The sequence below is a fragment of the Tepidibacillus fermentans genome, assembly GCF_004342885.1.
Classification (GTDB): Bacteria; Bacillota; Bacilli; order Tepidibacillales; family Tepidibacillaceae; genus Tepidibacillus; species Tepidibacillus fermentans.
Map to the genome: position 1 here is coordinate 16332 of NZ_SMAB01000003.1, position 21322 is coordinate 37653.

Here is a 21322-nt window from a genome sequence, read left to right on the forward strand (position 1 = left end):
TTTTTTATTAATCAAAGCAACTACAAAACATCAAGGAGTGAGCCAGTATGGAAACAGTAAAATTATCAACATTAGTTCGCTTTGTATTACCTGAACTACAAGAGCTATTGACTGTTCAAGAATTAGAAATGCCTGTGGTTTTAAAAAATGGGATTGATTCTATTAGTTATGAAGACATTCTAGAAATTATTGAAGCTACAATATCTCACATGAATGAAAAAGGTGTCCTACTCCATTAAGTAGGACACCTTTTTCATTGATTCTAATAATGAGCATCTTTTTCTGTTATTTTCCCAGAAAAAATTTTATACATCATGATTTGGTAAAAGATTACGATAGGGACAAAAATAATTGCAACGATGAACATAATTTTAAGGGTATATTCACTCGAAGCGGAATTGAAAACTGTAAGACTATGCTTCGAATCAATACTTGATGGAAGCATATTTGGATAGAGTCCAATAATTCCAAAAAATGTTGTCGATACAATAAGTAGTGAATGAGTAATAAAGGCTTTGATCGCATCTTTCTTATTGATAAATACTTTCGTCAACAACAGAGAAATCACAGCAATCGCTAAATCAATCAACCAAATTGGATTTTCGATATAGATGTCATAAAGAGAAGTTTCAAAGTAAGTCTGAACAAGAAAGATAACCGCTAAAACCAATACCCCATACCACATTTTTGACGAAAAATTCATCACCCGTTCAGACAGTTCATTATCAGTTTTTATCCCAATCCAAATGGAACCTGAAAGAATAAATAGTCCTGTAAATAGCAACCCACCAAGAATTCCATATGAATTAAGTAATGAGATTAAAGTACCATGATACCCTTGTTCATCAATCGGTAACCCATGAAAAATATTGGCAAATGCAACTCCAAATAAAAAGGCAACAAGAAAACTTCCAGCTGCTAAAGCCCACTTCCATAGGTCTTTCCACGTTTGTCCTTCACTTTTATTCATAAATTCAATCGCTGTTCCGCGAAAAATTAATCCTAATAGAATTAACATGAACGGTAGATAAAAGAAACTGAACATCACGGCATAAGTAGTTGGAAAAGCAGCAAAAGTAGCACCACCCGCTGTGATTAACCAAACTTCATTACCATCCCAGAAAGGACCAATTGAATTAAGCAACAACTTCCGTTCATTCTCATCTTTAGCTAGAAAAGGATAAAGCATCCCCACGCCTAAGTCAAATCCATCTAACATAAAATAAACTGCCCATAATAATCCCCATAAAGCAAACCAAATGATTATTAATGTTGTATAGGTCATCCTTTTACCTCCCTTTCCCTAAGCTTGAATTGATGGTGATGTACTGATGTTAATTTGAACAGGCTGATCAAAATCCGGCCCTTTCTTTGCATATTTAACTAAAAGATAAATGTCCGCGATAATTAATATCGAATAGAAAATAATTACACCGATTAATGTCATCCATACTTGAGAAATTGGGATGGGGGATACTCCATCAACCGTTTTCATCAATCCATAAACAATCCAAGGCTGCCTACCTACTTCTGCAACCATCCAACCTAGGTTAATCGCGAGATAGGGAAGTGGAATTGAATAAAGCAACATTTTTAAATATAGAGGTGAATCTAATAATTTTCCTTTTCGATTCAAATACCAACCTAGTAATGACATCACAATAAAATAAACACCTAATCCCACCATAATGCGAAATGCATAAAAAACAAGCGCTACAGGTGGCCGCTCCTCTTTTGGAATGTCATTTAATCCTATTACTTTTGCATTCGGATCTTTAAAAGCCAAAAAGCTAGTTAATTTAGGAATCCCAATCGCTTCGATTATATTCCCATCATTATTCCAACTAGGTATTTGGAGTAAATACATTGGTGCACCTTCTTGCGTTTCCCAAATCGATTCCATCGCAGCAAATTTAGAAGGCTGTACCTCTGCCACATTGGAACCATTGGAATCACCTACAACAGCAACCATAATCGATGAAAAAATCGCAAATACTAAAGCAATTTGAAAAGATTTTTTGAAGAAATCCAACTGATTTTTTCTTAACAGATGATAAGCACTTATACCTAAAACAAAGAATGAGGATAAAACATATCCAGATAAAACTGTATGGAAAAATGTTAACCATGCATATTTATTGAGTACAACCGCCATGAAATCAACCAATTCTGCTCTTCCATTACGAATCACATAACCAACAGGATGTTGCATCCAACCATTGGCAATAATGATCCAGACCGCAGACAGATTGGTTCCTAGTGCAACCATCCAGATGGAAAATGCATGAAGTTTCTTGGAGACCTTATCCCAACCATAAATCCATAATCCTAAGAAAGTTGATTCTAAGAAGAAAGCAACCGTTGCCTCAATCGCAAGGGGTGCTCCAAAAATATCACCCACGTATTTCGAATAGTTGGCCCAGTTCGTACCGAATTGAAATTCCATCGTAATACCTGTCACGACACCTAATGCAAAATTAATAATAAAAAGTTTCCCCCAGAACTTAGCCATATTCTTATAAACCGGGTTGTCTGTCTTGACATAGAGGGTTTCCATGATGGCTACCAAAATAACGAGCCCTAATGTTAAAGGAACGAAAAGAAAATGGAAGCCAACCGTAAGAGCAAATTGAATCCGACTCAACGTCACAAGATCCATCAATTTCTCCTCCTTTATAATTTTTCAATAAAAAATTCCATGTGGAATTCATTTTAATTTTACTATAATCTATGATAAATATCAGCACTTTTTTTATAAAACAGTTTAGAAAATATAATAATATAAAATACTATAAATAGGTTAAAAAACCGTTAAAAATCAATCCTTTCTCCGTTTTTTACCCCTTTTTCTCTTGTTTTTATTATGTTACAATGAAATTGTTAAAAGGGAGTAGCTAACGAATGATCGTTTATTGGGGTCAACATACTGGTGATCTTTGTCACCTGGCTCCAATGTTTGGTTTCTACCAAAAGCGAGACTTTTAACACATCTATTGTGTTGGTAGATATCTTGCCAACTAGATGTGTTAAAAGTCTCTTTTTCATGTTATATCTTTAAGGGGGAGTTAAAGAAAATGTCATCTCTATTTTTTGCATTAGCATTTGTTACGTTAGCTGAAATGGGGGATAAAACTCAGCTCTTAGCAATGGCATTTGCATCTAAATATTCGGCTAAGCAGGTGATGATCGGTGTCTTCATTGCAACGATTTTTAATCATGGGTTAGCCGTTGCGCTTGGGGAGTGGTTAACAACATTCATTCCACTAAATACGATTCAAATCATTGCTGCTGCTTCCTTTATATTATTTGGGCTTTGGACAATTCGTGGGGACAAATTAAACGGAGAGGAAAAACGCTTTTCAAAGTATGTACCTATTTTATCTGTAACTCTTGCCTTTTTCCTAGCAGAGATTGGAGATAAAACACAATTAGCCACTATTTCCTTAGCAGCAAAATTTCAATCTCCTTACTTTGTTCTTATCGGTACCACATTAGGAATGCTCGTTGCCGACGGGATTGGCATTTGGGCTGGAGCATGGCTAAACCAAAAATTCTCTACCAACACAATAAAGTGGTTTGCTGCAATTATTTTTATCTTATTTGGAATAATCGGATTATACCATTATATACCTGAAAGCTACTCACTTTATCTTAACCTATTTACTTTTCTCTTCATTGTAGGACTAGCCTATCTGATGAAGATGAGTTCTCGCAAGGAAAAAACATATGAAGTATGATTGCATTTTCAAGAATACAGTTGATATAGTTGATATGGTTGTCATTGTAACTATTGTTACATACTTATGGGGAAGTGCGTTTCCCTTTATTAAACTCAGCTATCCCTTATTAGACATTCAACTGAATGAGACTTTTGAACAACTTCTTTTTGCAGGCTATCGATTTTTTCTTGCTTCACTAATAACTTTTCTTTTTATGTTCATTAAAGAAAGAAGGGTTTTCTTTTCAATATAATGTTACTCTATTTGTCTTTTTTATCTGCTGTAGATTCGCTCTTTGGAATACTTTGTTAAAATTTCACAAGCTAAGTATTATCTCGATGTATATGTTTCTCATCCTTGTATTTGGTGTGATACTTTCCGCATTATTATTAGGTGAAAAGATCCATTCTCTCATCTTTCTTGCTTTACTCTTCGTGATAGCTGGAATTATTATTGTGAATCGAGAAAAGAAACGAAGCCTTGTCTCTAACTAGTGAGAATTAATGATACACAGATTGAAGAAGGTCCTTTTAGATAGGAGGACCTTCTTTGCATTTTTACAGTTCGATAGATACTTTATATTCTTTTAACCAAATATCAACTTGAATTAAATAGGCTAATAGTTGCGGTCCAGTCATTAATTGACCAAACCAAGGAATTTCATTTCCTTCACTCTTATTTAGAGCTAAGGATTTAACTACCTGTAGATCAATGAATGATAAAATTGGGGATTGTGAATCGTGTAGAATCTCAAGCATCTTTTTACTTACTAGTGACGTATAGGTAGGATTGTGTGTTTTAGGATAAGGACTCTTTTTCCTAAACAACACATCGTCAGGCAATATACCTTTTAATGCTTTTCTAAGAAGTCCCTTCTCCCTATGCCCTAAGTTTTTTATTTCCCAAGGAATATTCCAAACATACTCTACTAATCGGTGATCAGCAAAAGGAACACGAACTTCTAATCCTGTTCTCATCGTCATTCGATCTTTACGTTCTAATAAAGTTGCCATAAACCAAGTCATATTTAGATAAAACAATTCTCTCATTTTTTGTTGTTCATTAGATTCATTTTCAAGACGTGGTACTTCCTGTAATGTTTGTCGATATCTGAAATCTACATAATCTTTAATTTTTAATTGTTGGAGTAATTCAGAGGTTAAAATCCTTTCCCTCTGCTCAATAGATCGTAACCAAGGAAACGTATTGGACCCTAAATCAGCTTGACGATAAAACCAAGGATATCCGCCAAAGATTTCATCTGCACACTCCCCTGACAGTGCAACGGTCGCATTTTTCTTTATTTCTTGGCTAAATAAAAACAAGGATGAATCAACGTCGGCCATTCCCGGTAAGTCTCTTGCTCTTACCGCCTCTACAAGTGAATCAAATAATTTGTTATTATCTAAGAACACATAATGATGGTTCGATTGAATAAAATCAACCATTCTTTCTATCCATTTCAAGTCGGAATTCGGTTGAAACTCACTTTCTTTAAAATATTTTTCGTTTCCAATATAGTCAACAGAATAAGTATTCAACTTTTTGCCGTTTTGTCGATAAACCTCTGCTGCAATTGCAGATATAAAACTTGAATCTAATCCTCCAGATAAAAACGTACAAACAGGCACATCGGAGACTAATTGTCTTTTTACAGCATCAATGACAAGTTCTCGAACTTTTTCTATGGTTGTTTGTAAATCATCTGTATGTTTCTTACTCTCTAATTTCCAATATTGTTGTATTCTCATTCCCTGTCTGCTAAATAATAAAGAATGCCCAGGGCGTAATTCTTCAATTCCTTTAAATACTCCGTGCCCTGGTGTTCTGGATGGACCTAACCCAAAAACTTCTGAAAGTCCTTCGGAATCGACAATAGGGTGAACATCAGGATGAGCGAGTAGAGCTTTTATCTCTGAGCCATAAATTAATCGTTGATCTTGTTTTGTATAGAAAAGGGGTTTCACCCCTAAACGATCACGGGCTAGAAAAAGTTGTTGTTTTTGTTCATCCCATACTCCAAAAGCAAAAATACCATTTAAATGTTCAACACATTCTTCTCCCCACTCAATATAGGAAACTAATAATACCTCGGTATCTGAATGAGAATGAAAATGATGTCCGAGGGATTCCAATTCTTTCCTCAGTTCGTTCGTATTATATAACTCACCATTATAGGTAATTACATATTGATTTTCACCGTATTGGCGAATCATTGGCTGTTTTCCACCTTCAGGGTCGATGACAATTAATCTTGTGTGCGCTAAGGCTGCACGTTTACTCACCCATACTCCACTTGCATCCGGACCACGATGTTTCATCGTCTCCCCCATTTGGATAATCGTTTCTCGATGATTCGAAAGATCAAGCTCCCAATCGATCCAACCTGTAATTCCACACATCCACATCAATCCTTTCTAGAGGAGAAAATAGTATTTCTAAATTGATATTACTATCCAATATCACGGTATATCATATGCACTTTAGCGATAAAGGTGAAACGATAATAATTCACTTAGAAATACTATAGATTCTGGAATACAAATCAAACAGAGTAATGATTCCTTTCTTCTTACATTCTTCTAAAATTTTAAGCCATAAATTTGCTATCATGATCGAATCATCTAGTGCATGGTGTCGTTGGTAGATGGGAATCGAATAATAATCAAGAGCTTCATCTAGACTTTTCAACATATGGTTAGGTATTACAACTTGCAATACTTGTTGAATCTCAAATACAGAACGATCGATTTTTGACTGATAATTTTTCAGTAAAAAATCATTAAGAAATGTAAGATCATGGTTGATATGAAATCCAACAATCCATGATTGACCGATAAATGTTAAAAACTCTTGAATCACCTCTTCAATTTTGGGTGCATGTGCAATAACCTTTTCATCAATTCCTGTTAATTCTCTAATCTTTGTAGGGATTGGGTGAGTAGGAGAAAGATAAGTAAAGAATACAGTTGGACTTATTTTACCATTTGTAATTTTTACAGCGGATAAAGAGATGATTTCGTCACCTTTATCTGGGAAAAAACCTGTCGTTTCCGAATCAATTACAACATAATCAATACTTGATAAATCTCTTCTTAACGAATCTTCATTTTTTTGTCGTATTTCTTTCAATAGAGAGCGGATTATATGTTCTTGTTGTAAAGAAAATGGTAGATCTGTCTGGCCAATGATTTGAATTTGTTCTCGATTTAAACCAAGAGAGAGCATACGAGAGATGAAATGTTTCCAATTAGGTTCCATATGATAAGATCCTTATCCTTCGTCTTAATTTTTTTATTCCTCTTAGCGTTTTTTTTAATTCTACACGTTCAGAGCTAGTTAGCTGCTTTGGATCGATATGATGAAAAGGGGAATTAAAACGTAAACGTAATAAAACAGTAAATGAATGAATAGCGATTTGGAATTCTTTTCTTGATATGATTCCTTTATCTCTCAAAATAATTAACCGATCAATGATGGTGGTTTCTTTTATCCCCGCAAAAAAGGAAAACCAATGAATGATATTCAACCACGGAATATATGCACCATATTTTAAGTCAAACTGTCCAGCATAAGGACCCCATCGTTCTGTATAGAATTGACTAAAAAGGCCAAGTGGAATCTCATAGCTTAGAACATGGTTCGCAATTCGTTTTAAGAGACGAGAATTGTTTTGAATAAAAGTTAACATCCATTCACGTAACTGATCCCCTAATTCTTGATCTCCATAAACCACTCTAAAATCAGCAGCAATAAAAATATAGCGAATATCATTCATTGAATCTTGATCTAAAAAAGAGGTGATCGTTTCTTTCCATCCATTGAATGTTTTTTGCCAACGAGGGTTGGTTGCCATTACATTACCTTGACATAAGGGATAACCAAGTTCCATTAAATTATTAACTGCAAGTTCTGCAAACCGTTGAACAAAACGTTCAACTTGCTCTTGATTTTGGTTTTTCCCAATACAATAGATTAACCCATTATCCTGATCGGCTCTATTTGTTTGTTCCTTCCTTCCACCACTTCCCATGGTGAGCCAAGCATATCGTTCAGGAGGCAAGCCAATTTTTTCTTCTTTCGTTTGTTTTTCTGCAAAAGAAACGGCTTTCTTCGTTAATTGGTCATGAATCTGACTTAAGATATGATATAGATGAAAAACATCCATTTCTTCTTTTAAAGGAAAATCATCAGAAATTTTAGAAAACAATTCTTGTTTAATCTGAGCTAATTCTGTAAGAGTACTCGTCTGATTCATTCGTACGATCCAATCGTCAAAAAATAATGGTTCCATTCCATTTTCTCCTCAGACTAGCTTTAGCTAATCTTTATTTTATTCACATGATGATTCAAAAGCTCCAAATGCTCTGGGTAACCATAAGCCCCATGCTCACTAATATCTAATCCCGAAATTTCTTGTTCAGGTGTAACCCTTAAACCAACAGTTAGTTTTAAAACCCCTAGAATCAAAAAAGAAACGATCGTTACATATACCGCTGCTCCAAGAACTCCGATGATTTGTACCCATAATTGATGAAACCCTCCGCCATAAAACAATCCTGCTTTACCAATTTTAGTAATTTCAACTAACCGCGGAGATGCAAAGAAACCTGTAGAAATCGTTCCAATTACTCCTGAAATCCCGTGAACGGAAAAAGCGTAAATCGGATCATCAATTCCTTTTCTTTCAAAATAAATTGACGTCCAAAATGTAAAGGAACCTGCCACTGCCCCAATGACAATTGCTGCCCAAGGTTCAACAAAAGCAGAGGCAGCTGTGATGGCAACTAATGCTGCAAGAACACCATTTACCATCGCTGATACATCTGCTTTTCCTGTCATTATTTTTGCGGTAATTAATGCTGCTAAAGCTCCTGCTGCTGCTGCAAGATGAGTCGTTAACGCGACATATCCAAAAAATCCATCTGTTGTACTCATTGTACTGCCTGCATTAAACCCGAACCAACCAACCCATAAAATAATTCCTCCTAAAACAGTGTAGACCTGGTTGTGACCGGGAATAAGATTCGGTGTTCGATCTTGATTAAATTTACCAATCCGTGGACCGAGAAGTAATGTCGCAATGAAACCAGCAATCGCACCTTGAAGATGAACTACGGTTGAGCCAGCAAAATCTTGCATTCCAATCTGTGCCAACCAACCTCCACCCCAAACCCAATGTCCAACAACTGGATAAATAAATATCGTAAATAATGTACCAAAGATAAAATAAACCGATAATTTCGCTCGTTCAGCGAATCCCCCCCATGCAATTGCCAAAGAAACAGCAGCAAATGCTAATTGGAATAAAAACTTGATAGATAGTGGAACATGAGCCCATGATAAAGAGTCAAAAGTTGTCTCTGATCCTTCTTTTAAAAACCAACCACTAGTACCAAACCATTGATTTCCTTCGCCAAAGGTAATTGCAAATCCAAACGCCCAAAAGACTAATGTTGAAATGGCAAAACTTAAGATTTGTTTTCCTGCAATATGCCCAGCATTTTTCATTCTTGTTGATCCTGCTTCTAATAACGCAAATCCCGCCTGCATGAAAATCACCAACACTGAAGCAATAATCACCCATACAGAGTCTAACATAAAACTGATTTTTTCCATCACACTCTTCCTCCCTTTATTATAATAAAGTATTATAATGTTAGATATTATAACATATAAAGAAAGCAAATGTTACAAAACGCTTTAAAAAATTTTATTTTTTTAAATTTAGTCACAAAAATACTAGAGTTTAAGATGAGAATATCTTTGTTTCATTTTTTAATGTAAGAAAATATAACACAAAAGGGGCTGTCCGAAAAGTAGTAATTAACCCCGAAATCTAAAAAAAGCAACCCCAAAGAATGTTGATTTTATAGCATTCTTTGGGGTTTAATTTTGGCGGATTTTCAACTTAAATGGACTTTTTAGACAGCTCCTTTAAAATGATTATGCTTTATAATCTATAAAATGCATCAAAGGATTGAACGACATAAAGATGGTCCTTAATTCCTGCTAATTCTCGAATGGAATGCATGGCTAACATCGGGGTTCCTATATCGATTGAACGAATATCGACTTGAGTTGAGGAGATTGGCCCAATGGTAGATCCGCCCCGTTCATCGGATCGATTTACAAACTTCTGGACAGGAATTCCATTTTCTTTGCAAAGCTGCTCATACACAGCATTGGAATCGGCGTCTGTCGTGTAATTTTGATTGGCATTGATCTTAATAACGGGGCCACCGTTCATTTTCGGCTTATTCACAGGGTCGTATTTTTCTGGATGGTTAGGATGAACAGCGTGAGCCATATCTGCAGAAATCATAAAGGATTTGGCTAATGCCCGGAAATAATCCTCTCGTTCCTTTCCTAAAGAAAGAACGATTCGTTCGAGAACATTGGCAAGCATCGGCGCATTGGCCCCTTGTTTCGTCCGACTGCCAATCTCCTCATTATCAAAACAGACCATTACATTTGTCGCTTTTGTTACTTTTGCATCTGCGATAGCCGTTATTTCTGCATGAACCATCGCTAGGTTATCTAATCGACCAATGGAGATCAATTCCTCATTCAGTCCTACTAACGTACCTTTTGTTGTATCGTATAGAAACAAGTCAAAGTCGATAATTTCATCCTCTGAAATATTTAATTCTTTCCCTAGAAGTTTATGTAAAAATCGATCTTTTTCAAAGGTCTCATTAATTAAACCAATAATAGGAAGGAGATCAATTTGCGGATTTAATTGAATCCCCTCATTTACCTTTCGATTCATATGAATAGCCACATTTGGAATTACTAAAAGAGGACGCTCAATATTAACGAACATCGTTTTAGGATTTAAAGGATGATCCCCCTTCACCATTACCCTACCTGCTAAAGATAATGGTCGGTCCAACCAAGTGTTTAGGATCGGTCCCCCATAGATTTCCGTATTCAATTTCAGATAATTTTCAGCTGTCATTTCTGGATTTGGCTTAATTCGAAAAGTAGGGCTATCTGTATGTGCAGCAACGATTTTAAATCCTTCTTCTTCAACTTCACCTGTTCCAACAATAAAGGCAATAATAGCTGAGTCATTTTTCGTCACATAGTATTTTTCACCTTTTTGTAAATTCCATCGTTGACCAAAATCAAGCTCCTTGAAACCCTTTTGATTAAGCTGTTGCTTGATATTCGCTACAACATGAAAGGCAGTTGGACTATGATCGATAAAATGAATAAGATCTAGTGCTAATTCACGTTCGTTTCTCATAATTTCCTCCATATTTTCATATTTTCTTGGTGACGTTGCATTATATCCTCGTTCCAGTCTGACTGATCGATTTCCTGATCGGAAACGAGTTGCTTTAAATACTTTAAATTATCTTTTACTAAGTCTAATGACCAACGATTCCCATGCCCAGTAATGATTATTTTTGGAGCTAACTCAATATAGGATTTTAATGTTTGAATATAAGTATTCACATCTGGATGTGAAACATAGGGTATCGGGTACTCCACATTGTCCCCAACATAAAGTGTTCCATCAACCAAATCAAAACAACTAGCTGAGTCGTTAGTATGACCAGGAGTATGGTAGAACTTCACTTGATCTTCAGCAAACATAATTTCTTCTGTAAATACTAGATTAGGGAAAAGCGGTTTTACATCCCCCCGGATATAAGACTTATTTCGCTCTAGCTCACTCCAAAATCCTTTTTCAAGGTTCTCTCTACAGTATTGATGGGAAAGAATGATGGAATCAGAAAATGCACAATTCCCCCATACATGATCCCAGTCCCAATGCGAATTAAATACGATAATAGGTTGATTTCTGTTTTCCTTAATGAAAAATTTCTTGATCTCTTCCATTGGTTCTGAGCCGATAAAGGTATCACACAAATAGGTGAATTGTTTACCATAAATTGCAACTAAATTCACCTGATCTAATTCTGGAAAACTAAAAACAATTCCTCTAGAACCAATCCGTTGTATTTTCATCTATTTTCATCCTTCAAACCAATTCATCCATTTCACCATTGTACCATATTTTTCAGAAAATAAAAAAATAGAGTTCCCCTATTTGATTGGGGAAACCTCTGTGAATCACATAAAAATAAGTTTATATTCCAACGTGCTCCATTATCCTTGTATAAATACACTCCCAAAAGCTACAACTTATAGAATAAATTTTTTAAAAAAAGCCTAGTTTATGCAATTAGACTTTACCGATAGAACCAGTATTCCATATAAAATCCGATTACAATTCCTAGTATCGCACCAACAAATACTTCTAATGGCTTATGGCCGATTAGTTCCTTCAAAGGTTTGTGTTCTTGTTTCTTTTTTTGTTTTAAATCCATAATAAGAGTTTGTACATCTTGAACTAAGACATTCAGTAATTGAGCATGCTTTGAAGCCTGATAACGAATACCCGCTGCATCCCACATTGTAATTAGAGAAAAAACAATCGCAATAGAAAATTCTGTAGATTGAATTCCATGTTTTAATCCAATTGCTGTAGACAATGAACTCACAAATGCAGAATGAGAGCTCGGCATTCCTCCATTACTAAAGATGATCATTGGCTCCCATTCCTTTTCAAATAATAAATGGGTAAATAATTTTAAGAATTGCGCGAAGACCATCGCAACCAAAGCGCTCATTAAAGGAAAATTGGATAGAAGAATTTGCAATATCATCGGAATCTCCTTTTTAGTTAGTCTATCTTTTCCTTTCTTGATTTAATAATCCATATTTTAGATCCCATAATTTTTTGGATAAATCCACATGGTAAATATGAGGGTTATGTAGTCGTTTCATCTCTTCGGAAATGGTTTGTAATTCCTGTTTTGCATAATCACGGATTTCTTTCAAAGTTGGTAAAGAATAAACGAGTTGACCAGATTGAAAAATAGGAATCAATATTTCTTTTGAGACAAAATTGCGAATCATTTTCTTTTTCCAAATATTAATAGGGTCAAAAGCGATAAAATCTTGTTGAGGGATCGGCTCATCCTCTAACATAATTAAATCAAGAATTGCTTTCTTCGTCGAACGATCATAAAAACGAACAACCTTCTTGCATCCTGGTGTTGTAATCTTTTCTGGATTCTCACTGATCTTTATTTTTGGAACGAGTTGATCGCCTTCCTTTTCTGCTACTAACTTATAAACGCCTCCTAATGATGGACAATCTCTTGAGGTGATTAAATTTGTTCCTACACCCCAAATATCAATTTTCGCTCCTTGAAGCTTTAGATCTCGTATTAATAATTCGTCCAAATCATTCGAAGCAACAATTTTGGCATCAGGAAAACCAGCTTCATCTAGCATTTTTCTCGCTTGTTTTGACAAATAAGCCATGTCTCCAGAGTCTAAACGGATCCCAAAGTTTTGAAATTGGTCTCCCAATCTCTCTTTCATCATTTTAAACGTTTTAATCGCATTAGGAACACCACTATTTAGGGTGTCATAGGTATCTACCAACAAACTTGCATTATCAGGAAAGGCCTGGGCAAATGCGATGAATGCTTCCAATTCTGATGGATAACTTTGAACATAAGCATGAGCATGCGTTCCTCTAATCGGAATCGAAAACATTTTCCCAGCTAGGACATTAGAGGTAGCAGATACTCCTCCAATATAAGCAGCACGAGCCCCATAGATTCCAGCATCAGGTCCTTGAGCTCGACGTAAACCAAACTCTAAAACTGGATCACCATCTGCAGCATAGACAACCCGAGAAGCTTTTGTAGCAATTAAGGTTTGGTGATTAATAATGTTAAGTATGGTCGTTTCGATCAATTGTGCTTCTAACACATTGGTTCGAACTTTTAAAATCGGTTCATTTGGAAAAACAATTGTCCCTTCAGGAGCAGCCCAAATTTCTCCAGTAAAGCGAAAATCCAATAAATATTGTAAAAAATCAGGGTCGTAATCGTGTACGGTAGCCAAATAATCTACATCTTCTTTAGTAAATCGAATATTTTGGATGTATTCAACCACTTGTTCTAATCCAGCAAAGATTGCATACCCTCCGCCACAGGGATTCTTTCGATAAAAAACATCAAAAACGACTTCTTTATCTAAGAGATCGTTTTTAAAGTGGGCATACATCATATTAATTTGATAGTAGTCCGTAAGCATAGTAAGATTTCTAGGGTTCTGCTTATTCTGTACCATTAGTTTTCCCCTTTTTCGATTTTATATCTATATTACATGATGTAATTTTCTATTTATTGTAACATTTAAATGAACAATTTATAATATTTTTTGCACAAAAAAAAGCCCTAAATTTTTAGGGTTTTTATATGTATTAATTGGAAAGTAAGCCTATAAGCCGAGTTTTGTACTTCTAGTGGTAAACGCATCTTAGCTCCCACTGTTGAAGCGGTAATCATCTATCTAGACCATATATTACTATATGGCTCAAGCGACAAACCCGAACGCGGAGCGGGCCACTCCTATATGCGCTCCTATCTTGTCTTGCTCCAGGTGGGGTTTACCAGGGAATAAGTCGCCATATTCCCTCGTGGTCTCTTACACCACGGTTGCACCCTTGCCTGTACCATCATATGATGGCCATTGGCGGTCCATTTCTGTGGCACTATCCTTCAGATCGCTCTGACTGGACGTTATCCAGCACCCTGCCCTTTGGAGCTCGGACTTTCCTCTCGTGGATGAAATCCACCAGCGATTACCCAGCTTACTTCCCTTTATAAACTTTTCGATTTGACAGCAATGAATATTATAACAAAGATATATATAGCTTGCAATATGTAATTCCTAGATAAACTGGAAAGGATTTGTATCGGTTTTTGATTCATATACTTCAGTCATAATGTTTCTTTCTTTAAATGCTTGTTCTAGGTATGCTTTTAACTCAGGTAAAACCCACTTTTCTACGTTATGACCCACATCAATGATTGCTAATCCTTCTGCCATTGCTTCATGTGCAACATGATAATAGATATCTCCCGTAATTAAAACGTCGACTCCTTTAAAAGCAGCTGTCGGCACAAAGCTGTTACCATCGCCACCGACAATCGCTACTTTACGTATTTTCTGCGTGAAGTCACCAATCACCCTCGCACCATCCAATTCTAATTGCCTTTTTACTTGAAGGGCAAATTCCTTCAAGGTTAATTCTTGTTCTAATACACCTACTCGGCCAATTCCATATGCTTTACCTTCAATATCTAAAGGATAAATATCATAGGCTACTTCTTCATAAGGGTGAGCTTTGATCATCGCTTTAATCGCTTGGTTCTGTTTTTCTTCAGGAATGATGGTTTCAATGCGCACTTCATTCACTCGTTCCAGTTTTCCCTGTTGACCGATATAAGGATTTGTACCTTCCCTAGGCATGAATGTTCCGATTCCTGAGGATGTAAAACTACAATGACTATAGTTTCCAATCCATCCTGCTCCATTTGCGTATAATGCATCAAGTACAACCTGCTGGTGGGACTCAGGAACATAAACCACAATCTTTTTTAATTTTTGTTGATAGACCTCTTGCAAAAATTCAGTAGCCTGGATTCCAATTCTTTTTGCTAATGCATCGTTTACTCCACCTAATGCCACATCTAAATTGGTATGGGCGGTATAAACAGCAATATCGTGTTTCAATAATTTTTGATAAATGCGACCTTGCGGTAAATCTGTTCGTAGATGTTTTAATGGACGATATATCGATGCATGGTGTGAGATAATGAAGTCAATTTGTTGTTCGATGGCTTCATCAACCACATTTTCTAAGACATCTAAAGTTAACATCACCTTTTTTATTTCTTTTTGTAATGTACCGACTTGTAAACCAATTCGGTCGCCTTCGACCGCTAAATATTTGGGTGCAAGTTGTTCAATCAGTTGAATAATGGTTTGTCCTTTTGCAAACACTCTAATACCCCCAAAATCCAATTTCTTTCTACCATTAATTCTTCTATTTTTTTTGTTTTTTCATTTTCATTCATTGCACGTTCTAACTGCTTGATAACGTAGTCCACCTTTTGCAATTCTCGTTGCCATTTTTTTAACAGGATCGGTGATCGTTTTTGCCATAAAATTGGTCCTAAACGATATAACTCTTCTTTCGTAATATCCAATCCTTGATAAGGATTTTGCCGTTGGTTATTCTTTGGTTCAGCAATGATAATTTCATAAATTTTTTCATTCTCTTCTAGAATCGTTTCATTGACGATAAACCACTGATTTTTATCTAGCCACTTTCTTACTAGTTCTTCTCCTACATTTGGTTGAAGAATTAGCCGCTCAATGGAGGATAGCTTTTCTTTTCCATCTTCTAAAATTTGCCCAATTAAAGCCCCACCCATTCCAGCAATCGTGATGACATCGACTTCTTTTGGGTGAATGACTTCTAGCCCGTTTCCTTTTCTAACAGAGATTTGATCCTCTAATTGATAAAGTTGAACTTGCCTTTTTGCTGCTTGAAGAGGACCATCATTGACCTCCCCAGCTATTGCAAAAGGAACGATATGGTTATAAACCAAATAACTAGGTAAAAGAGCATGGTCTGAGCCAATATCTGCGATTTTTTTCCCTTTGGGTACAAAAGAGGCAATCGTTTTTAAACGATTGGATAAAACAATCGAATCCATATTTCACCTTTTCCTATCTTTAAAATTGTTACCATTTATAACGGATGGATTTGCTTTCCATTTTAGAAAGATGTAAAATTGAGAAAAAAAGCCTGCAAAACAAGTTTTGCAGACATATCATACTGATTATTCTAAGAAATCTTTTAATCGTTTGCTTCGGCTTGGATGACGAAGTTTGCGCAATGCTTTCGCCTCAATTTGGCGAATACGTTCTCTCGTAACTCCGAATACTTTTCCTACTTCTTCAAGAGTTCGAGTTCTTCCATCATCTAATCCGAAGCGTAAACGCAATACATTTTCTTCTCTTTCCGTTAATGTATCTAAAACGTCTTCTAATTGTTCTTTTAAGAGTTCGTAAGCGGCTGCATCTGATGGGGCTAATGCATCCTGATCTTCGATAAAGTCCCCTAGGTGAGAGTCATCTTCTTCACCAATCGGTGTTTCTAAAGAAACAGGTTCCTGGGCGATCTTCATGATCTCCCTTACTTTCTCAACGCTTAAATCCATCTCCTCAGCAATTTCTTCTGGGGTGGGCTCTCTTCCTAAATCTTGAAGCAACTGCCTAGAAACACGAATGAGTTTGTTGATGGTTTCAACCATGTGTACAGGAATACGGATTGTTCTTGCTTGGTCAGCAATTGCCCTTGTTATTGCTTGGCGAATCCACCATGTAGCATAAGTACTAAATTTGTACCCCTTGCGATAATCAAACTTTTCTACCGCTTTAATCAATCCCATATTCCCTTCTTGGATTAAATCAAGGAATAACATTCCTCTTCCCACATAACGCTTAGCAATACTAACCACTAGTCGTAAGTTGGCTTCGGCAAGACGCCTTTTTGCCTCTTCATCACCTTCTTCAATACGTTTTGCTAATTCAATTTCTTCTTCAGCAGATAATAATGGAACACGGCCAATTTCTTTTAGATACATTCGAACAGGGTCATTAATCTTGACTCCTGGAGGAATGGATAAATCATCAAAGTCAAATTCTTCATCGGTATCAGAGATTTTTTCTACATCATCATCGAGTAACGGAAGCTCTTGATCTTCATTAACTACCTCAATCCCCTGATCCGTTAAATACTCAAAAAATTCATCAATTTGATCGGAATCTTGATCGTATATCGCTAATTTATCCATAATTTGTTTATATGAAATTGAACCACGTTTTTTCGCTTGTTCGATAATTTGCTCTTTCATTTGCTCAAGCGTTAGTTCTGGTTCAATATTTTTATTTTTTTCTTTGGCCATAAAGTTCCCTCCTTCCCTCAATCACTTACTTACTATCCTTTTGGGTTACGCAATTGTATAATTTCTTGACCAATCTTTGCTGCTGTGGCAAAATCTTTTAATCGTTCTGCCTTTTTCTGTTCTTCTTTCTTTTGTTTGATCAACAAATCAACATGGTGTTTTTTAACTTGTGTTATATAATCATGAAACTCTTGTTCAGAAACTTCTTCATTCATCTCTAACATCGCCAAATGGCTTGCCAATTGAATAAGACGTTCATCTTCAAGAGTAGAAATAAAATGACGGATGTCGGCTTCATTCCCATCACTATAATATGAATAAATATACGCTGCTAAAACCGAAAAATCCTCCACATGAAAATCACTACCGATTTCCTCTTTAACTTGTTCAGCAATTTTCCGATCTTTTAGCATCAACGCAATTAAATATTTCTCAGCTTGATAAAAAGCTGGATATAGTGTATTTGGCTTAAACACATGATTGCCATTATTTATATTATTATTCCATTTTAAGGTCAGATTAACCCTCGTTTTCTCCTTTTTTTTCCTCTTTTCGTATATAAATTGATTTAAATCATTTTTTAAAGAGTCAATGGATAATTTAAATTCGTCAGCAAGTCCCCGTAAATAGTGTTCTCTTTCAATTGCTCGGGGTAGATCAGCAATTACTTCTAATGCTTTCGCAATATACTTTAATCGACCACTTTCTTCATTCAATTGATATTCTTTACGAATAAAGTTCAATTTAAAAGCAGTAGGGGTGATAGTTGTTGTTAAAATATCCTCTTTAAATGAATTAGGCCCATAGGTTCGAATATAATCATCCGGGTCAAATCCTTGAGGCATTTGCACGATTTTTAACTGAAAACCTAATGGTTGTAATAATTCAATCGCTTTATAGGTGGCTTGTTGTCCAGCAGTATCTGAATCATAACTAATAATGATCTCATCCGCGTACCGACGCAAAATATTCGCATGTTGTTCGGTTAATGCAGTTCCTAATGTAGCAATACCGTTATGAATTCCAGCTTTCCATGTTGAAATGGTATCGATATATCCTTCGAAGAGAATAGCTTGTCTTTTTTTACGGATCTCTTTTGCAGCAAGATGTAGATTATAGATCGTTTTGCTTTTATTAAAAATGATTGTTTCTGGGCTATTCAGATACTTAGGTAAACTATCATCCATCACCCTTCCTCCAAATGCAATCACACGACCTTTTGCATCAAAAATGGGGAACATGATCCGATTACGAAAGCGATCAAAAGACCCATTTTCATTCCGGATTAAAAGTCCTGCTTCTTCCAGCAATTCCTCGGAATATCCTCTTTTTATCAGGAATTTTTTTAGGAAGTCCCATGAAGGAGGAGAAAAACCAATCTGAAATGTTTCAATAACTTCCTTGGAAACTCCCCTATCTAATAAATAACGATATGGTTCCTTCCCATGTTCTGTCTCAAGAAGTAAATAATGAAATAATTTTGCTGCCAAATCATGGGCCTGTATAAGTTGAAGTCTTTTTTCATCTTCTTCATATTGTATATGTTGTTCGAGTTTAGGGATCGTAATCCCTGCCTCAGTTGCTAAAAAGTTTACGGCTTCGATAAACGAATAGTTTTCAATGTCCATTACAAACTTAATGACATCACCACCTGCACCACATCCAAAACAATGAAAGATCTCTTTTTCTGGTGATACAGTAAATGATGGTGTTTTTTCCGAGTGAAATGGACATAATCCTATATAATTTCGCCCACTTTTTTTTAATGAGACATATTGTCCAATTACATCCACGATATGATAATGATGTCGAATCTGTTGCAATAATTCATTTGGGATTCTAGTTGTCGGCATAGAACAACACCCTCAATTTTCTTTTCTTTACATTCTCCAAGATATATGTATTCTCCTGCAAAAGCTTCAAACTTTTTCTAACTGATTCGACAATATTTTTATAAGTTTTTAGCCATGGCTTTTTCCTTTAAATCATATTATTCTACATCAAAAATGAAAATCCTTCTCGACATAGAATGTAAAATTTTTGTGAAATTTGTCGAAAACCGTTCTATATTATACCCTAAAAAGTTGGAAAGTCAATGAAGAAGAATATAATTTTACTTCGAAAAAAGAAAAAATTCACAGTTCTCCTGTGAATTTTCAACTTTTTCAATATGATTCATTAACGATCTTTTATCTTCCCCCATCTTTGCCGATCATTCCTAGAATAATATTGGCTGTCTCTTCTACCGCTTTATTAGAGACATCAATAACTCGACAACCAATTTTTTTCATGACTCGATCCGCGTATTCCAGTTCTTCAATAATTCTTTCATGATTTGCATAATTGGCTTCAGCGGTTAAACCTAAAGATCTTAAGCGTTCGGTTCGAATGGTATTCAGCTGGTTTGGAGAAATTTTCAAACCGATAACTTTTTTATTCGAGATTTCAAATAATTCTTCAGGCGGTTTTACTTCTGGAACAAGAGGAACATTCGCAACTTTTAAACGTTTATGAGCTAAATACATCGAAAGAGGAGTTTTAGAAGTTCGTGAAACACCAATTAAAATGACATCTGCTTTCAAAATACCTCTTGGATCACGACCGTCGTCATATTTTACGGCAAATTCAATCGCTTCAACACGTCGAAAATATTCTTCATCTAATTGTCTTACTAATCCTGGCTTCATTTTTGGTGGTTGTTGAAAAAGTGTTTGTAGCGATTCCATCATTGGTCCTAAAATATCGACAACCATGACGTTTTTTTCTTTCGCTTTTAAAATCAGATGCTCCTTTAATTCAGCAATTACAATCGTAAATGCGATAATACCATTTACTTCTTTCGCCGATTGAATGATTTCATCAATCGATTCTTTGTCTTCGATATAGGAAAGCCGACGTATTTCTGTAGTTTCCCCATTAAATTGACTTACTGCGGCCCTAACGACATATTCTGCTGTTTCCCCAACGGAGTCAGAAACAACATATATGATCGGTTTTTCATTTAAACTCTGAATAGTGATCCCTCCTACACTTCCTTTTCTTTTCCAAGTTCGACAAAGGCCTTTGCAATTGTTGTTTTCGTGATCCGTCCGATTACTTCTAATCCTTCTCCATTATCTAACGGCTTTACAACAGGTATGGAATCGATCTGGTATTGAATTAATTTATTCGCTGCTTCGATTAGCAAGTCGTCTATCTGACATGTAATAATATTCGGCATTCTCGTCATGATCACGGAAATCGGCAAATCTTGAAGGCTTTGTTTACCAATTGCTGCTTTTAGTAAATCTTTTCGTGATACAATACCTGCCAATGTTCCACGTTCTTTGACTACATATAAGGTTCCGACATCCTCCAAAAACATCGTAACAATCGCATCGTAAACAGAGGTATCTTCTTTAATCACGACAGGGACAGCTTTATAGTCTTTCACTGTCATTTTATTTAACATTTCCTTTAATAACTGGTTTCCTTTTTTACCTGAGTAATAATAGCCGACTCTTGGTCTTGCCTCTAGATACCCTGCCATCGTTAAAATAGATAAATCTGGCCTTAAAGTAGCTCGCGTGAGATTTAACTTTTCCGCTATCTGTTCCCCTGTGATTGGTCCTTCTTCTTGAACAATTTTTAAAATTAATTCTTGACGATTGGTTAGTTCTATGGTTATCACCACCTTTTATCTCACGAATGTGTTATACTACTTATTATATTCATCCTATATAGTATATACTATATTCTTATGCCAGC

General features: G+C 35.8%; 18 protein-coding genes, 1 other RNA gene and 1 pseudogene. 3 read left to right on the forward strand and 17 right to left on the reverse strand.

Translation table 11 applies throughout. The features are described 5' to 3' along the window. Positions 1-47: 47 nt before the first annotated feature. Complete coding sequence (locus tag EDD72_RS02735) at positions 48-239, forward strand: hypothetical protein (RefSeq protein WP_132767105.1); 192 nt, start codon at positions 48-50, stop codon at positions 237-239. Positions 240-262: 23 nt separating this feature from the next. Here EDD72_RS02735 and cydB read toward each other — a convergent pair whose 3' ends face one another. Beyond that, complete coding sequence (gene cydB / locus EDD72_RS02740) at positions 263-1285, reverse strand: cytochrome d ubiquinol oxidase subunit II (RefSeq protein ID WP_132767106.1); 1023 nt, start codon at positions 1283-1285, stop codon at positions 263-265. 18 nt (positions 1286-1303) lie between these two features. Then, positions 1304-2662 carry a cytochrome ubiquinol oxidase subunit I gene (locus tag EDD72_RS02745; RefSeq protein ID WP_132767107.1) on the reverse strand — a complete coding sequence of 453 codons (1359 nt, stop codon included), beginning with the start codon at positions 2660-2662 and terminating at the stop codon, positions 1304-1306. 412 nt (positions 2663-3074) lie between these two features. On the opposite strand from EDD72_RS02745, the gene EDD72_RS02750 reads away from it, so the two are divergent. Both EDD72_RS02750 and EDD72_RS02755 read left to right on the forward strand, forming a co-directional pair. Then, positions 3075-3737, forward strand: coding sequence for a TMEM165/GDT1 family protein (locus EDD72_RS02750; protein ID WP_132767108.1), 663 nt, complete (start codon positions 3075-3077; stop codon positions 3735-3737). Next, a pseudogene (locus EDD72_RS02755) lies at positions 3727-4213 on the forward strand (EamA family transporter). The gene EDD72_RS02750 and the pseudogene EDD72_RS02755 overlap by 11 nt, the downstream one beginning before the upstream one ends. A gap of 63 nt (positions 4214-4276) precedes the next feature. On the opposite strand, the gene asnB reads toward EDD72_RS02755, so the two are convergent. The 15 genes from asnB to ccpN form a co-directional block, all read right to left on the reverse strand. Next, positions 4277-6121 (reverse strand): asparagine synthase (glutamine-hydrolyzing), encoded by a 1845-nt coding sequence (gene asnB, locus EDD72_RS02760; RefSeq protein ID WP_132767275.1) that lies wholly within the window; start codon positions 6119-6121, stop codon positions 4277-4279. Positions 6122-6230: 109 nt separating this feature from the next. Then, entirely contained in the window at positions 6231-6980 is a 750-nt protein-coding gene (locus EDD72_RS02765) for an exonuclease domain-containing protein (RefSeq protein ID WP_132767109.1), read from the reverse strand. Further along, complete coding sequence (locus EDD72_RS02770) at positions 6970-8013, reverse strand: DUF294 nucleotidyltransferase-like domain-containing protein (RefSeq protein ID WP_132767110.1); 1044 nt, start codon at positions 8011-8013, stop codon at positions 6970-6972. Before EDD72_RS02770 ends, EDD72_RS02765 begins: the two co-directional genes overlap by 11 nt. Positions 8014-8036: 23 nt before the next feature. Further along, positions 8037-9338, reverse strand: a complete 1302-nt coding sequence (locus EDD72_RS02775; protein WP_424565519.1) for an ammonium transporter — start codon at positions 9336-9338, stop codon at positions 8037-8039. A 334-nt stretch (positions 9339-9672) separates the two neighbouring features. Then, complete coding sequence (locus EDD72_RS02780) at positions 9673-10971, reverse strand: M18 family aminopeptidase (RefSeq protein ID WP_132767112.1); 1299 nt, start codon at positions 10969-10971, stop codon at positions 9673-9675. Beyond that, a complete protein-coding gene (locus tag EDD72_RS02785; RefSeq protein ID WP_132767113.1) occupies positions 10968-11699 on the reverse strand; it encodes an MBL fold metallo-hydrolase in 732 nt (243 codons plus the stop codon). Before EDD72_RS02785 ends, EDD72_RS02780 begins: the two co-directional genes overlap by 4 nt. A gap of 224 nt (positions 11700-11923) precedes the next feature. Continuing rightward, complete coding sequence (locus tag EDD72_RS02790) at positions 11924-12400, reverse strand: divergent PAP2 family protein (RefSeq protein WP_132767114.1); 477 nt, start codon at positions 12398-12400, stop codon at positions 11924-11926. A 22-nt stretch (positions 12401-12422) separates the two neighbouring features. After that, complete coding sequence (locus EDD72_RS02795; protein WP_132767115.1) at positions 12423-13883, reverse strand: nicotinate phosphoribosyltransferase; 1461 nt, start codon at positions 13881-13883, stop codon at positions 12423-12425. A gap of 137 nt (positions 13884-14020) precedes the next feature. Beyond that, positions 14021-14413: RNase P RNA component class A (gene rnpB / locus EDD72_RS02800), an RNA gene on the reverse strand. 73 nt (positions 14414-14486) lie between these two features. Continuing rightward, positions 14487-15602 (reverse strand): Nif3-like dinuclear metal center hexameric protein, encoded by a 1116-nt coding sequence (locus EDD72_RS02805; protein ID WP_132767116.1) that lies wholly within the window; start codon positions 15600-15602, stop codon positions 14487-14489. Next, positions 15569-16321 (reverse strand): tRNA (adenine(22)-N(1))-methyltransferase, encoded by a 753-nt coding sequence (locus EDD72_RS02810; RefSeq protein WP_132767117.1) that lies wholly within the window; start codon positions 16319-16321, stop codon positions 15569-15571. Before EDD72_RS02810 ends, EDD72_RS02805 begins: the two co-directional genes overlap by 34 nt. Positions 16322-16447: 126 nt before the next feature. Next, on the reverse strand, positions 16448-17575 hold the full coding sequence (gene rpoD, locus EDD72_RS02815; RefSeq protein WP_132767118.1) for an RNA polymerase sigma factor RpoD: 1128 nt from the start codon (positions 17573-17575) through the stop codon (positions 16448-16450). Positions 17576-17607: 32 nt separating this feature from the next. After that, the gene (dnaG, locus tag EDD72_RS02820) at positions 17608-19428 is read right to left on the reverse strand and encodes a DNA primase (RefSeq protein ID WP_132767119.1); all 1821 of its coding nucleotides are present in this window, start codon (positions 19426-19428) and stop codon (positions 17608-17610) included. Positions 19429-19764: 336 nt separating this feature from the next. Further along, positions 19765-20589, reverse strand: coding sequence for a pyruvate, water dikinase regulatory protein (locus tag EDD72_RS02825; protein WP_132767120.1), 825 nt, complete (start codon positions 20587-20589; stop codon positions 19765-19767). An 11-nt stretch (positions 20590-20600) separates the two neighbouring features. Beyond that, complete coding sequence (ccpN, locus tag EDD72_RS02830; protein ID WP_132767277.1) at positions 20601-21242, reverse strand: transcriptional regulator CcpN; 642 nt, start codon at positions 21240-21242, stop codon at positions 20601-20603. Between the last annotated feature and the right edge of the window lie 80 nt (positions 21243-21322).

What these genes read in the sequence shown, in the direction of transcription:
- EDD72_RS02810 (WP_132767117.1), bottom strand. Translation starts at nt 16,321, where the DNA reads ATGGATTCGATTGTTTTATCCAATCGTTTAAAAACGATTGCCTCTTTT.
- EDD72_RS02775 (WP_424565519.1), bottom strand. Translation starts at nt 9,338, where the DNA reads ATGGAAAAAATCAGTTTTATGTTAGACTCTGTATGGGTGATTATTGCT.
- EDD72_RS02750 (WP_132767108.1), top strand. Translation starts at nt 3,075, where the DNA reads ATGTCATCTCTATTTTTTGCATTAGCATTTGTTACGTTAGCTGAAATG.
- EDD72_RS02795 (WP_132767115.1), bottom strand. Translation starts at nt 13,883, where the DNA reads ATGGTACAGAATAAGCAGAACCCTAGAAATCTTACTATGCTTACGGAC.
- EDD72_RS02735 (WP_132767105.1), top strand. Translation starts at nt 48, where the DNA reads ATGGAAACAGTAAAATTATCAACATTAGTTCGCTTTGTATTACCTGAA.
- cydB (WP_132767106.1), bottom strand. Translation starts at nt 1,285, where the DNA reads ATGACCTATACAACATTAATAATCATTTGGTTTGCTTTATGGGGATTA.
- EDD72_RS02765 (WP_132767109.1), bottom strand. Translation starts at nt 6,980, where the DNA reads ATGGAACCTAATTGGAAACATTTCATCTCTCGTATGCTCTCTCTTGGT.
- dnaG (WP_132767119.1), bottom strand. Translation starts at nt 19,428, where the DNA reads ATGCCGACAACTAGAATCCCAAATGAATTATTGCAACAGATTCGACAT.
- EDD72_RS02780 (WP_132767112.1), bottom strand. Translation starts at nt 10,971, where the DNA reads ATGAGAAACGAACGTGAATTAGCACTAGATCTTATTCATTTTATCGAT.
- asnB (WP_132767275.1), bottom strand. Translation starts at nt 6,121, where the DNA reads ATGTGTGGAATTACAGGTTGGATCGATTGGGAGCTTGATCTTTCGAAT.
- EDD72_RS02785 (WP_132767113.1), bottom strand. Translation starts at nt 11,699, where the DNA reads ATGAAAATACAACGGATTGGTTCTAGAGGAATTGTTTTTAGTTTTCCA.
- rpoD (WP_132767118.1), bottom strand. Translation starts at nt 17,575, where the DNA reads ATGGCCAAAGAAAAAAATAAAAATATTGAACCAGAACTAACGCTTGAG.
- EDD72_RS02790 (WP_132767114.1), bottom strand. Translation starts at nt 12,400, where the DNA reads ATGATATTGCAAATTCTTCTATCCAATTTTCCTTTAATGAGCGCTTTG.
- EDD72_RS02770 (WP_132767110.1), bottom strand. Translation starts at nt 8,013, where the DNA reads ATGGAACCATTATTTTTTGACGATTGGATCGTACGAATGAATCAGACG.